General features: G+C 71.1%; 6 protein-coding genes and 2 pseudogenes. 1 reads left to right on the top strand and 7 read right to left on the bottom strand.

The window, feature by feature from the left end; translation table 11 throughout:
- Positions 1 to 291: 291 nt before the first annotated feature.
- The 6 genes and pseudogenes from ACH4XV_RS42185 to ACH4XV_RS42160 all read right to left on the bottom strand — a co-directional run bounded on the left by ACH4XV_RS42185 (position 292) and on the right by ACH4XV_RS42160 (position 10427).
- The gene (locus ACH4XV_RS42185) at positions 292 to 1428 is read right to left on the bottom strand and encodes a WD40 repeat domain-containing protein (protein ID WP_395798839.1); all 1137 of its coding nucleotides are present in this window, start codon (positions 1426 to 1428) and stop codon (positions 292 to 294) included.
- Positions 1425 to 1805 (bottom strand): annotated as a pseudogene (locus tag ACH4XV_RS42180) (hypothetical protein); the annotation flags it as partial. The pseudogene ACH4XV_RS42180 and the gene ACH4XV_RS42185, both read right to left, overlap by 4 nt.
- Before the next feature lie 1389 nt (positions 1806 to 3194).
- Positions 3195 to 5759 carry a tetratricopeptide repeat protein gene (locus ACH4XV_RS42175; protein WP_395798837.1) on the bottom strand — a complete coding sequence of 855 codons (2565 nt, stop codon included), beginning with the start codon at positions 5757 to 5759 and terminating at the stop codon, positions 3195 to 3197.
- On the bottom strand, positions 5756 to 6220 hold the full coding sequence (locus ACH4XV_RS42170) for a hypothetical protein (RefSeq protein WP_395798835.1): 465 nt from the start codon (positions 6218 to 6220) through the stop codon (positions 5756 to 5758). Before ACH4XV_RS42170 ends, ACH4XV_RS42175 begins: the two co-directional genes overlap by 4 nt.
- A 288-nt stretch (positions 6221 to 6508) precedes the next feature.
- A complete protein-coding gene (locus tag ACH4XV_RS42165) occupies positions 6509 to 10027 on the bottom strand; it encodes a tetratricopeptide repeat protein (protein ID WP_395798834.1) in 3519 nt (1172 codons plus the stop codon).
- A gap of 79 nt (positions 10028 to 10106) precedes the next feature.
- On the bottom strand, positions 10107 to 10427 hold the full coding sequence (locus ACH4XV_RS42160; protein WP_395798832.1) for a trypco2 family protein: 321 nt from the start codon (positions 10425 to 10427) through the stop codon (positions 10107 to 10109).
- A gap of 338 nt (positions 10428 to 10765) precedes the next feature.
- Here ACH4XV_RS42160 and ACH4XV_RS42155 point away from each other — a divergent pair, with 338 nt between their 5' ends.
- Positions 10766 to 12256: an ATP-dependent nuclease gene (locus ACH4XV_RS42155; protein WP_395798830.1), complete on the top strand. Its 1491-nt coding sequence runs from the start codon at positions 10766 to 10768 to the stop codon at positions 12254 to 12256.
- A gap of 212 nt (positions 12257 to 12468) precedes the next feature.
- Here the strand turns inward: ACH4XV_RS42155 and ACH4XV_RS42150 are convergent.
- A pseudogene (locus ACH4XV_RS42150) lies at positions 12469 to 12672 on the bottom strand (integrase core domain-containing protein); the annotation flags it as partial.
- Between the last annotated feature and the right edge of the window lie 1337 nt (positions 12673 to 14009).

Genomic DNA, 14009 nt, shown 5'->3' with positions numbered 1-14009 from the left:
GGCGCGCGGGTGGCTGGCGAGCAGCCGGGCGGGTCGACGGGGCCTCCGGATCCGGTGCGGGCCCCGCCGGATGAGCACCGGCTGCGGGGCGATGGCGGCCGCCACCGACCGGAACAGCCTCGCGGCGTCGGCGATGCGGATCGTGTCACCGACGGCTGCCTCGTCGAGCAAGTGCTTGAACACGTCACGGTGCGGCGACAGGACACGGCTGGAAGTCCCCGGGTTCCGAGTGCCCGGCTGCGCGCTTCGGGCCTGCTGGATATCGGGAAGGTCACCGGTGGAGCGGGCGGTTCAGGATCCACAGGCGCCGGTGAGCGGTTCGCCGCGCACGTATTGCTCCCACTCGCCTGATGTGGGTGCCCCTACGTCCGAACACAGCGCGGCATACATGTCCGTGAACGACCACACCCTGGCGAGGTAGATCGTGCCGTCGGCGGTGGCGGTGGCGAGGAGGTTGCCGTCCGGGCTGAACGCCACCCCGAACACGTCGCCGCCCGGGTCGGCGGGGATGGGGTCGCCGACACGTGTGCGCGTCTTCACGTCCCACGACCCCACCGTGACGGTGCCGAAGCGATCGGCAATGGCGGTGGTGAGGAGGCTCCCGTCGGGACTGAACGCCACCCCGAACACGGTGCCGCCCGGATTGGCGGGGATGGGGTCGCCGACGCGTGTGCGCGTCCTCACGTCCCACAACCCCACGGTGCCGGTGTCCGTACCGGTGCCGGTGCGGGGGGTGTCGAAGGCGGGGGGAGCGGTGACGGTGGCGAGGAGGTTCCCGTCGGGACTGAACGCCACCCCGGACACACGGTCGGCGGATACGGGCAGCATGCCGGTTCGCTGTTGCTCGTCGAGGAGTCGGGTCATAGCGTTGCGTGCCTGGTCGGTGTGGGCGGCGTGCCAGGCCGCGGCGGCGAGGCGGCGGGCGGTGACGGGGTGGGCGGAGTCGATGTTGAGGCTTTCCGCGGCGAGTTGGCGGGAGAGCGCGATGGCGTGCTGCAGGGAGGCTTCGGTCGATTTCTGGTAGGTGATGACGGCCAGGGTCATGGCGGTGGCGGTCAGGGTCGCCAGGACGACCATGACGGTGTGGCGCAGGCGGGTGCCGCGGCGGGCCGTGCGCCGTCCGGCGAGGAGGAATTCGGTCGCGTCGGCGGTGGGTTGCGGATAGCGCTCGGGGTCGGTTCTCCAGCGGTCGGCCGCGGCTCGGGCCTCGGCCAGTCGGGCGGCCGGGTACAGGTACGCCTTGTGTTTGTGGTGGTCGAGCCAGGTGGTGGTGTCGGTGAGCAGTCGGCTGTGCAGGGCCCGGTCGAGGCGGTCGCCCTCCAACCACGAGGTGAGCTGGTGCCAGGAGGTCAGCAGTACGTCGTGGGCGATCTCGACGCCGGTGCCGTCGGTGACCAGGAGTCGGCGTGCGGCGAACGCGGTGATCACCCGTCCGTCTCGGTCGGGTCCGCAGCGCAGGCGGCGTGGATCTGCTCGGGGCTCAGGCGGCGGCGGGCCAGCCGTCCGTCGGGGGAGACGATGGTCAGCAGCGTGAACACCGCGCCTGCGATCGTCTGCCGTTCGGGGGGCAGGGCGTCGTAGAGGGCCTGGGCGCTGCGGTTGACCGCGTCGGTGGTCCCGCCGCCGCGTCGGTAGGCGCGCAGGTCCAACGCGGGGCCGCCTTCGCGGTGTTCCCACGCGGCGTACATGGCCTGGGAGACCAGGGGCAGCACGCCCGCCCCGAAGCCTTCCGCGGCCGGGTCGCCCGAGCGCACCTCGGCCACCACCGCGTCGACGACGGCCTCGTCGACCTCGAGGTCGGCTTCGGCGGCCGGGCCAACGCGTCACGGCCGCGGAACACCCGCGCGTGCCGCACGAGGAACGGCGCCAGCCCCAGATACGGGCAGTCGGGCCACGCGCCCTCCCGGACCGGGGCCTCCCCGGACCGCGCATGGACGTGGGTACCCCCCTCGATCCACGTGAAGGTGTGGCCCTGGTACACGCTGCCCTGCGTACCGCCGCTCACCTCGTTGCGGACAACGTCGCCACCCGCCGACGCGGACTCCGCCTCGTCGCACATCCCCCACCCCCGTCAACCGCGGACCACGGCCCCGACGGGCACCGCACACGCCCGACACCCGCCGCGGATCCGACCGCGGGCGCCCCGGTCGGGCGGGCACGACCGCGACCGCGACCGCGACCGGGCACCGGAACCCCGAACCTCGCACTCCCCGCGCACGCTACTGCCCACACCGCACCGGACCCGCCGGTTCCGGCAAGAACGAGGAGGAGTTCCGGTTGTCACCACACCCGCCGGGCTCGTTCCCGGCCCGGACACACCGGCCACGAACCCCCTCACCGGCCCACGCATAAGGCCCCGAACCGCCGAGACGCACTCCGGGCATACGCTCCGCCCGGAGGACCGGCACGTGGAACTCCCCGTCGCAGACGGTGTTGTGCACCCATCCCCGGCCGCTGCGGCATCTGCGGCCGCAGTTCGTCGGCCGCCGACGGATCGCCGCGCGGCGGCCGGCGCAACCGCGCCTCCCACTCCTGCGCGATGTCGGCGGTCGCGTGGTCGGGTAACCAGGCGCGGCGGCGTGGGCGGCGCGTTCGGTGCCGTCGTCGCGGGGGCGGACGTGCACCGGGCGAGTAGCTCGGCGTGGTGGAATCGGGGTGTCGTCAGGGGTGTGGTCGAGGGCGTCGGGCAGTAGGGGCGGGTCCCGCTCGCACTCGCCCCGGGCGACGGCGTCCGGCGCCATGGCCTCGCAGGCCACCACGGCCACCATCGCGGCGTTGCGGGCCGGGCCGAGTCGGTTCCCGCCGAACGGGCCCTCGAGAATCACGGGGCCGGCGTACAGGCGGCGGCGCGTCGCCGGCGGCACCCCGCAACCGCCTTCGGTCCACTCGCCGTCGGCCCGGCGCACGTCCTCGTCGCCCGGGTCGACCGCCCGGGGCGGCGCGGACCGCGTCGGCGGGATCGAGCAGCGGATCGTCCTCCACCACTCCGGCCGCTCACCCTGCCCTTCCGCCAAGGCCTGCGGCCACACCGCGGCCCGTCCCCCGGCCACCCGCGCCCTCTCCAACGCCGCCTGCCGTTCGGCCGTCGGCACGTGCCCCGGGTCCTCGGTGGGCTCGGGCGCGCTCCGGTGGAGGCGGCGGATGCAACAAGGCCATGCCACGTCAACGACCGTGTCCGGTGCGCCGGCACGAGCCTACTTCCCGTGAGTCGGCCGTCCGCAGTAGAACTCGTACTTGGCCGTCATCCGGCTCATCAATGTGTTCTGTTCGGCGTGCCGGTCGCCCAGTTCGCGGAAGGCGGTGGCGGCGGCGGTGTGGGCCTCGACCGCCTCCTCGAACCGCCGCACCCACCGCAGGGCGATCCCGAGGTTGTTCCACGCCGTGCCCTCGCCGTGCCGATCACCAAGTTCCTGGCAGATCCGAAGGTCTCGGCGATGGGCGTCGATCGCCTCGTCGAACCGCCGCACCCTCTGCAGGGCGAGCCCGAGGTTGTTCCACGCCTTGCCCTCGCCGTGCCGATCGCCCAGTTCCCGGTGGATGGTGGCGGCGGTGGTGTGGGCGTCGATCGCCTCCTCGAACCTCCGCACCTGCCGCAGGGCGATCCCGAGGTTGTTCCACGCCATGCCTTCGCCGTGCCGATCACCCAGTTCCCGGTGGATGGTGGCGGCGGTGGTGTGGGCGTCGATCGCCTCCTCGAACCTCCGCACCTCCTCCAGGGCGAGGCCGAGGTTGTTCCACGCCGTGCCCTCGCCGTGCCGATCACCCAGCTCCCGGTGGACGGTGGTGGCGGCGGTGTGGGCGTCGATCGCCTCCTCGAACCTCCGCACCTCCCGCAGGGCGAGGCCGAGGTTGTTCCACGCCCCACCCTCGCCGTGCCGATCACCCAGCTCCCGGTGGACGGTGGCGGCGGCGGTGTGGGCGTCGATCGCCTCCTCGAACCTCCGCACCTCCCGCAGGGCGATCCCGAGGTTGTTCCACGCCCTGCCCTCGCCGTGCCGATCACCCAGCTTCCGGCAGATCCGAAGGTCTCGACGATGGGCGTCGATCGCCTCCTCGAACCTCCGCACCTCCCGCAGGGCGAGGCCGAGGTTGTTCCACGCCCTGCCCTCGCCGTGCCGATCACCCAGTTCCCGGTGGATGGCGGCGGCGGTGGTGTGGGCGTCGATCGCCTCCTCGAACCTCCGCACCTCCCGCAGGGCGATCCCGAGGTTGTTCCACGCCTCACCCTCGCTGTGCCGATCACCCAGCTCCCGGTGGATGGCGAGGGCGGCGGTGGTGACGGTGATCCAGTCGTCGAACAGGCGCCGTTGGTCGAGGTATTCGGCGAGGGCGAGGGCGAGCGTGGTGGTGGTTTCGGGGTGGCCGAGGGGTGGGGTGGCGGTGGCGACGGCGATCAGGGCGGGGTGTTCGGCGTCCAGCCAGGTCAGGGCGTGGGCGCGGTCGGGGAAGCGGGGGTCGCGTGGGCCGGGCAGGGTCTCGAGGTGGGTGGCGGCCGCTTCGGTGGTGGTGCGGTAGTGGGTGTGGAGCCGGATCAGGGCCTGGGGTCGTTGATCGGTGCCGGTGTGGGTGTGGCCGTGTTCGTCGGCGTGGAGGCGTACGAGGTCGTGCATGCGCCAGCGGCCCCAGGTGGGGGCGGGTTCGAGGAGGTGGGCGCGGGCGAGGTCCTGGAGGAGTTCCTCGGTGTCGTACAGCGCGCTCTCGCCCACGTCGGTGTGGGCGAGGTGGGCGGCGGCCTCGGTGGAGATGTCGGGGCCGGGGTTGAGGGGGAGGAGGCGGAACAGGTGGGCGTGTTCGGAGTCGAGGTGGCGGTAGGACAGGTCGAACGCGGCGCGGACGGCGCGGTCCTCGCGGCGCAGCCGCTTCAGTCGGGTGTGTTCGCCGGTCAGGGCGGCGGCGAGGGTGGCGAGGGGGCGGGTGGGGGTGTCGGCGAGGAGGGCCGCGGCGATGTGCAGGGCCAGGGGCAGGCCCGCGCACATGTGTGCAACGGCGGTGGCGGCGTCGGGTTCGTCGTCGACGCGGGTGTCGTGGGGGCCGCGGGCGGCCAGGAGCGAGCGGCGCAGGAGTTCGACGGCGTCGGTGTCGGCGAGGGTGTCGAGGTCGTGGAGGCGGGCGTCGAGGTCGAGGGTGTGGCGGGAGGTGACCAGGGCCGTGGTGGTGCCGTCGGTGGGCAGCAGGGGGCGGGCCTGCTCGGCGGTGGAGGCGTTGTCGACGATCACCAGGACGCGGCGGCCCTCGCGGGCATACGTGGCCAGGACGCTGCGGAACAGGCGGGCGCGGTCGTCGGTCTCGGCCGGGACGTGCTCGCCGGGGATGCCCAGGGCGCGCAGCCAGCCGTCCAGGGCACGCGCGGGCGTGACCCGGCGCTCGGGGTCGTACCCGAACAGGTCGGCGAACAGCGCCCCGCCGGGGAACCAGCCGGGCTCGCGCAGCGCCCGGGCGGCGGCCTGGACGGCCAGTTCCGTCTTGCCGATCCCCGCCAGACCCGCCACCGCCGTCACCAACACCGCCCCCGCCCCCGGCCGGCCGGGAGCCAGGTCCTCGAGGAGGCGGTCCAGGTGGGTGTCGCGGCCGGTGAACGCCGGCGACGGCGCCGGAAGCCCGGACAACGCCGGCTCGATCCGCGGCGGAAGCCGCACGGTGACGTCCCGACCCTGGATCACCGCGTGGAAGAACACACCCCCGCCGACCTCGTTGCGTACGCCTCCGACCCCCGGGGCGCCCCGGTCGCGGTCGTCGCCCTCGGCCGGTGCGGCGGTCACCGGTCCTCGGTTCCCCCCGGTTCCGTCGCGGGCCCCGCCGCCGGAGGCGGGGGTGTGGTGAACGTCAGCCCGGAGAAGTCGCGGCCCTGCAGGACGGGGCCCTGGAACGTGCCGCCGCCGATCCGGTTGTGCGTCCCGCCGTCGCCCGTGCCCACCAGCCGGGCGTTCTCGTGCCAACGGGCCAGGTCCGCGCCGAACCCCGGGTCGGTCGCGGCGCGGCGGGCCAACGCGGTCCTCAGCGCGTCCGCGCGGTCCCGGTCGGCGGGCGCGGCCTCCAGCGCCGCGAACTCCGCGACCCCCGACCCGGGCACCGCGTCCGCGTCGGCGGGAGGCGCGCTGTCGTCCGCGTTCCGGAACGGGCGGCGCACCAGCGCGCCCAGCCCGGCCCACGCCTGCCGCCCCAACTCCCCGCCCGCGCCCCCCGCGAGCGCCGCCAACAAGCCGATCGTGATCGGATCCATCTCGTACCCCCCGGTCCGGAAACGGGTACCCACGGTAGAACCAACCGCCCCGCGACGAAGGCGGATTCACCCACAAACCGGGAAACGACGACGCAAGCGTTACCCGCCGGACGGGAGCCCGAGTCGGCCTTCGGACCGGTGAACGCCCGGCCTGACAGGTCAGAGCCGCTGCTGTCCCCCTCTCGGAACCGTCTCGCAGGACTCGCCGGTTGTGAGAGGAGTTCCGCGAGAGCCGACCTGGGCAAATCACCCGGGAGTTGACCGACCCAACGCCCCTCGCACAACCGGTCAATTGGGAGAATCGGGCGGGGGTTGGTTCTCGTCGATCCAGCGGCGGACTTCCCGCGCCTCGTCCTCACGCCCGAGTGCATCGAGCAACACCACCTGCAAACCCCGCACTTGGAGCAGCAACGGCAGGAGGGGCGGCAGTCTGGCCGCCAACCGCTCGTAGATCTCGACGGATTGTTCGGTCGCGGTCAGCGCCTCGGCCAGCCGCCCTTCCTCCGCGAGCCGGATGCTGAGATGGGGCAGCGAGGCGGCGAGATCGGGTTCGTACGCGGCGGGGTTGTCAGCCGCCCACCGCCGGTAGATCTCGACGGATTGTTTGGCTGCGGTCAGGGCCTCGCCCCGCCGACCCGCCTCCGCCAGAGTGTTGCCGAGGTTGGTCAGCGAGGCGGCGAGGTCGGATTCGTACGCGGCCGGGTTGCCGGCCGCCAGCCGCCGCCGGATCTCGACGGATTGTTCGGCCGCGGTCAGGGCCTCGCCTCGCCGACCCGCCTCCGCCAGAGTGTTGCCGAGGTTGGTCAGCGAGGCGGCGAGGCCGGGTTCGTACGCGGCCGGATTCTCGGCCGCCAACCGCCGGTAGATCTCGAGGGATTGTTCGGCCGCGGTCAGGGCCTCGCCCCGCCGACCCGCGGCCGCCAGATCGACGCCGAGGTTGGACAGCGAGGCGGCGAAGTCGGGTTCGTACGCGGCCGGATTCTCGGCCGCCAACCGCCGGTAGATCTCGACGGCCTGTTGCTCTGCGGTCAGGGCCTCGGCCCGCCGACCCGCCTCCGACAACCGGTTGCCGAGGTTGGTCAGCGAGGCGGCGAGGTCGTATTCACGGGCGGCCGGATTCTCGGCCGCCAACCGCCGGCAGATCTCGACGGATTGTTCGGTCGCGGTCAGGGCCTCGCCCCGCCGACCCGCGGCCGCCAGCCGGTTGCCGAGGTTGGTCAGCGAGGCGGCGAGGTCGGGTTCGTGGGCGGCCGGGTTCTCGGCCGCCAGCCGCCGCCGGATTCCGACGGCCTGTTGCTCTGCGGTCAGGGCCTCGGCCCGCCGACCCGCCTCCGACAACCGGACGCCGAGGCCGGACAGCGAGGCGGCGAGGTCGGGTTCGTGGGCGGCCGGGTTACCGGCCGCCAACCGCCGCCGGATCTCCACGGATTGTTCGGCCGCGGTCAGGGCCTCACCCCGCCGACCCACGTCCGACAACCAGACGCCGAGGTTGGACAGCGAACGGGCGAGGTCGGGTTCGTGGGCGGCCGGGTTCTCGGCCGCCAACCGCCGCCGGATCCCGACGGCCTGTTGCTCTGCGGTCAGGGCCTCGCCCCGCCGACCCACCTCCGACAACCGGATGCCGAGGTTGGACAGTGAACGGGCGAGATCGGGTTCGTGGGCGGCCGGGTCCTCGTGTGCGCGTCGGCGCTCGGCCCGGGTGAGGGCTTCGGTGAGGCGCAAGGCGAGGGGGGCGATGACGGGTGCGGGGTAGGGCAGTGCGGCGGTGGCGGTCCACAGGACGGTGTGCGTCAGGGTGGTGGTGTCGAGGTCGGTGGCGAGGATGTCCAGGAGGCGGGCGCGGTCTCGGGTGCGGCCGGCGTTGTGGTGGGCGATGGCGGCGCGTGCCAGGACGGTGATGAGGCGGGCCTGTTGGCCGGGGGTGGCGGCGGGCAGCAGGTCGGTCAGGGTGAGGTTTTCGTCGGTGAGCGTTTGTGAGGCGTGGTATTCGGCGATGCGGTCGGGTTGGAGGGAGCCCCAGTAGCGGTCGGGTTCGGCCGGGTACAGCTTTTTGACCCAGTCCGCGGTGCCGTTCACGTTGTGGGTGGGCAGGTCGGGCAGGGTGCCCAGGACGGCGGTGGCGTCGGCCCTGCGATCGGCTCCGCACAGGGCGGCGGTGGCGACGGCGGCGCCCAGGGTGGGGATGGGCAGATGGCCGAGTTCGAAGGCGGACGCCTTGGCGGTGTCCTTCCAGAAGCGGTGTTCGTGCCGCAGGAGGACCTTCTCCAGCGAGTCCCCGGGGGCGGTGTCGGCGGGAGCGGGTCCGTGTTGGAGGAGGGCGACCAGCGCGGCCATCTGCAGCGTGAGGGCGTTGTCGTGTCGGGGGTGCTCCAGATCGTCCGGCGGGCGCAGCCCGGCGGCGAGTGTCGCCCAATCGTGGTCGGGCAGCGTGGGCACCCGGGGCAGGAGACGCGCCAGGTCTCGGGCGGCGGAGTGGAACGCGGCGGCGCGGGTCGCGTCCGGGTCCGTCGTGCCCTGGCGGGTTGCCTGCGCGCGGTGGGGGCCGAGCGGGGCGAGTTCGGCGATCGGGGCGGCGCCGAGAAGGTTGCCGACCGCGGGGTCGGCGTCGCCGAAGGTGCGCCAGTCGCCGTCGGAGCGGGCCAGGAGGAGCAGCCTGAGGCGGTGGCGGGAGGGGTGGAGTGTGGTGATCAGGTCGCGCAGGAGTCGGGGGCGGGTTTCGGCGTAGTCGACGACGACGAGCAGCGGCAGTGCGGTGGCGAGGGTGGTGAGGTCGGGTGAGCGACGGTCGTGGTCGGTCAGTTCGGAGCGCAGGTGTCCGGTGGCCCAGCCTTCGCGGGCGAGGATGTCGGCGAGCCGGCGGGCCAGGCGTGTCTTGCCCTGTCCACCCGGCCCGGTCAGGACTCGCGCCGCGAGGGCCGGGGAGCCGGTGGTGCACCAGGCGTACAAGTCGGCGAGTTCGGTGTCGCGGCCGTGGAAGGTGACGGCCTCGGCGTCGGCACGCAGGAGCGCGGCCGGCGAGGCCAGGTCGCGTCCGGGGGCGGCGGGGGCGAGGACGCGGGCGGGCTCGACCGGTTCCAGGACGGGTTCCCAGCCGGTGTGTCGCTCGACCAAGTCGCGGAAGGCTTCGTCGGCGATCAGGTGGGTGGCGCGGGTGGCGGTCAGGCGGGTCCCGCCGACGCCGTGGTGGTCGTAGCGGACCACGCCCAGCAGGAAGTCCCCGTCGGGGCCGTCGTCGGTCAGGACCGCCGACCCCGAGATCCCCGACCACGGGCTGCCAGCAGCGGCCCGGGGACCGGCGAGGGGATCGTCGCTCGGCGCGGGCCGGATGTCGGGGAGGGGGTCGTTGCTCAGGATCTCGTGGCGGTGGGCGAGGGAGCCGGTGCCAGGGGGGATCCGGCCGGTGACCTGTTCGTCCAGGCGGTCGCCGTCGTCCGGGTCCTTCTGCATCCGAGGGAAACCCAGCAGGGTGACCGGATGGGGGCGGGTGCCGATCAGGTGCCCGAACCGCTGCGGCGGGCGGGCGATCGGATCACCGAGGGACTCCGGCACCGGCCAGGGGTGTTCGGGGTCGGTGTCGACGACCTCGACGAGCGCGGCGTCCACGAGCGCGTCCTTGCGCCGCCACACCACGGTGGCGGGGAACTCGCGTTCGCCCGCGTCGGGGCGGGACACGGTCACCGTGTCGGGTCCCGGTGGGGCCATGCCGTCCAGGACGTGCGCGGCCGTCAACACCAGACGCGGCGCGAGGAGGTAACCCGATCCGAAACCCCGACCCTCGACGCCCGCGAGCCGGACCCTGACCTGCACCCGCCGGTCGTACTCCACCACGAACCCCCCAAGGTTCCCCAACCGCACCCGCGACCCGCCCCACGCACGAGAGCGTGCGTCACTCGACGTCGCGGACCGGGGTGCGGCGGCCGTCGGGACCGTGCGAGGCCAGCTTCATGGTGACGGTGTGGGTGGTCTTGCGGCCGGTGTCCTTCTTGCCGCCCAGGCTGATCACGCTCCACCGCAGGCCGCCGGTGACGCCCTTGGCCTCGGTCAACTCCAGACCGAGCTGCAACGTGATCTCCTCCACCGTCAACCGCACACCCTTGTCCGCGCCCGGCGCCGCGATCCGGCTCTGGGCCTCGGCGATCTGCTCCCGCAACAACGTGATCGCGTCCGCCAGATCCACCAGGCCGTCGAAACCCTCGGCATCGCCCATCGTGCTCCCCCTTTCGCCCCGGCCCACGGGCCGGGACACCTCGTGTCGCCCGGTCACGGAGCCGGAACGGGCCTCGCGTCGCGAGGTCGCCTCTCCGGGAGGCCGCGTCTGGTCCACCTGCCTACCAGAACCCCCGTGCCGGGGAGGCCCGTTCGCCCGAGACGATCCCGATTCGTGCCGAGCAACCTGGTCCTGCTGGCCACCGCGAACCCGCGCACCCTACCCGCATCCGCCCTGATGTCCGACAATCCGGCACGGGCCGAGGAAGCTTGCCCTGCCCGTGGGAACGTCCTGGAAGGATGGGTGGCTCAACGCCGGGACGACGGGGGATTCGATCGATGACCGACTACAAGAGCGAGGTTCGCGACAGCGTCATCCACAACTTGGAGGCGAAGGTCGCGAAGGGCAGCTACGGACAGTACCTGAAGCGGCTCACCCTGCGGAAGGTCCGCGGCTTCGTCGACCGGGAGGTCTCCTTCGACTTTCCCGTTACCGCTCTCGTGGGTTCCAACGGTGGGGGCAAGACGACGGTCCTGGGCGCTGCGGCGCTGGCTTACGCGAGTGTCCTGCCGGGACGGTTCTTCGCCAAGAGCGGCAAGTACGACGCCAGCATGCTGGACTGGTCGATCGAGTACGAACTCATCGAGAAGAGGCTCAGCACCCGGCTGCCTGTCGCTCGGACGGCCAGCTTCAAGAAGTCGAAGTGGAGCCGCAAAGCGGTGGAGCGCGAGGTTCTGGTCTTCGGTGTCGAGCGCACTCTTCCCGCCACCGAACGAGCCAAGCCGAAGAAGGCCAGAAGCACGAAGTTCACCGCCGTGAAGGGGGCACGGCTTCCCGCAGAAGTGACCGAGTACGCGGCGAGGATCCTCGGCAAGCCCATAGAGGGGTTCCTGCAACTCGACGTGGATCCCTCCGGGCGCGTAACGATGTTCTCCGGTGTCACCCGCAAGGGGGAGCTGTACTCCGAGTTCCACTTCGGCGCGGGGGAGGCAAGCGCCATCCGCATCGTCGCAGAGGTGGAGGCCGCAGGGGACGGGGCGTTGATTCTGATCGAGGAGATCGAGAACGGGCTGCATCCCATCGCCACACGGCGGATGGTCGAGTACCTGATCGGGGTTGCCCGGCGGAAGTCCTGCCAGGTGGTGTTCACCACGCATTCCAACGATGCTTTGGCGCCTTTGCCCTCCAGCGCGATCTGGGCGGCGTACGGCGGGAACGTGCTCCAGGGCAAGCTCGACGTCAAGGCCCTGCGGACCATCACGGGCCAGATCAACGCCCAGTTGGCGATCTTCGTGGAGGATGCGTTCGCCGAGATCATGGTAACCACGGCCCTTCGCATCCACGGCGGAGTGGAGATGGACGCCATCAAGGTGCACGGCATGGGCGGAGCCCAGCCGGCCATGGACGTCAACGCCCAACACGCGCAGGATCCCACCGCGACGTTCCCGTCCGTCTGTCTCCTGGACGGCGACCAGGCCCACCAAGCCGACCCCGCACGCGGCATCCTCGTGCTCCCCGGGACCACCTACCCCGAGGCCCATGTCTTCGAAAGGGTGCTGGAGCGGTTGGACGAACTCGCCGCCAAACTGACAGTCTCGCTCCTGCTGCCCACCAACCAGCGGGACAGGGTCGCACGGGTGGTACGCGACCGCGCCCTGTCCAACATCGACCGCCACGTGATCTGGGAACAGATTGGTGAGGACCTGGACTTCACCTCCGCCCACACCGTGACAAGCGCATTCCTGGCGACCTGGGCCCAGGCGTACCCCACCGAGGTAAACAAAATGGTCGAGGATCTCGGCGATCGGATCCCTCGACGCGAGGCGTAGACCACCCCGCGAACATCCGGTCGTGAATTCGACGGCCCGTCATATTCGCGTCCCTCAACCGCGAGCCCCCTGGAGAGGGCCCTGCTCTCCCGAAGAACGACCAAGCGACACGTAGCTGTCTGTAGTGGATTCGAGGCTTGTTTGTCTGGACTTTCGGGGTTCTTGTACCTGAGGGGCCCTACGTTTTCCGGACAGCTTGGCGGTTTTCTGTTCTATGCCGCGAGTTTCAATTCCCGCTCTGGATGCAGGACTTCGTGGGGTGTGCGATAGCCGATTCCCGAGTGGAGGCGGCGGCGGTTGTAGAAGCCCTCGATGTATCGGACGACTTCGCCGCGTGCTTTCGCGTGTGTGGTGAAGACGTAACGGTGGAGCTATTCGTTCTTCAGGGCTCCGAAGAACGACTCGGCCATGGCGTTGGTGTGTCCTGAAGATGATGGAGGTTCGGTGTAGAAGACAAAGCTTCCATTGTCGTGCTGTTGTGGAGATGAAGGTAGGTCCTTCGGCATCGGCATGCAGGTGCGGGTGTCAAACCACCACGAGCTGCTGCGGTGAATGAGCCGTGGTGGTGAGCGTCGTGGAAAAGTCGCACGAGATGCGGCAGGTGTGGGCCGAGAAGGCGAACGTGAGTGAACCGCTGATGACGTGTCGTTAAGCCAAACGACATCAGAACCAGGGCCTCAATGCTGTCCTGGGATAAGCCAGACGGGAACCTGTCCACTGGTCTGGCGGTGTCCGGCATGAAGGCGGCGCGAGCTCGGTCCGGGCTTCACAACGGAACAGGAGAACTCCTCGGTGCGAAACCGCGATTCGCTGGTTGAGGTGGATCGCGAGAGGGAGAGCCGCAAGCGGCGAAAGCCTGTGAGCGGCAGAGTATCGGTCGCGCGCCAGGAGGGCGGAACGCCCCGTAGTAGCGTCGAAGTTCCCGTAATGGGAGCGGAGCGAAGGGGGCGTGTTGTTGGGTGTCGATCGACGATCAACCAGGAATGGGAGGAATCGGATGACCGACACGAGATCGGTAGGCAAACCGTTTGACATCCCGAAGTCTCTGGTGTGGAACGCATATCAGAGAGTCAAGGCCAACAGAGGAGCGGCCGGTGTGGACGGGCAGTCGCTGACGGAGTTCGCGTAGGATGAGAAGAACAACCTGTACAGGCTCTGGAATCGGCTCTCGTCGGGAAGCTATTTCCCTCCGCATTTGACACACCGTCAACCGAACCCGGAAACCTCAGTAACGCAGAATGGCCCCGGCCGCCCAGAGGGCGGCCGGGGCCATTTTCTCGTATCTCGGCACGGCATCTACTCGTCGACAGCCACGAAGTCCGCGCCCACGATCCACCCCACGAGATGCCCTGACACAGCGTGGTAGACCGGCTTCCTGTCCGGCTCGGCAACGACAAGCGCAGCCGGTTCCGGCACGGAAACCGAGAAGGGCGTAGTCGTCTGTGGCCGGGAGGGCGCTACCGCCACAGCGGGCTCGGGCTCCGAGGGTGGGGCCAAGAACGCCAACATGGGTGGGCTCGTCACGGGTGTGCTCCTGCGGACAGTCGTGGGGTTCGACCCGGGATCGCACCTTGCTCCGACAGGTGCCCTCCGTTTTCGGGCACGACAAGACCGCCCGGCACCGTGAGGTGCAGGGCGGCAAGCGGAGCCGAGCTGCATCGGACACCCGCAACTCTTCGTCGAATGGCGTTCTCCGAAGGCTGGTGCTCCACCAGTGCGCGCAGTCCCCGGTCCGAAATCCAATCGTGTTGCC

Origin of the sequence: Embleya sp. NPDC020630 (genome assembly GCF_044334985.1) — a bacterium.
In the GTDB taxonomy this organism is placed as follows: domain Bacteria; phylum Actinomycetota; class Actinomycetes; order Streptomycetales; family Streptomycetaceae; genus Embleya.
The sequence above is the reverse complement of the archived record's forward strand: the minus strand, read 5'-3'. Positions and strand labels throughout refer to the sequence as shown.

Bases quoted from the DNA above. Each gene is read 5' to 3' on its own strand.
- ACH4XV_RS42170 (WP_395798835.1), bottom strand. From the start codon at position 6,220: ATGGATCCGATCACGATCGGCTTGTTGGCGGCGCTCGCGGGGGGCGCG.
- ACH4XV_RS42160 (WP_395798832.1), bottom strand. From the start codon at position 10,427: ATGGGCGATGCCGAGGGTTTCGACGGCCTGGTGGATCTGGCGGACGCG.
- ACH4XV_RS42155 (WP_395798830.1), top strand. From the start codon at position 10,766: ATGACCGACTACAAGAGCGAGGTTCGCGACAGCGTCATCCACAACTTG.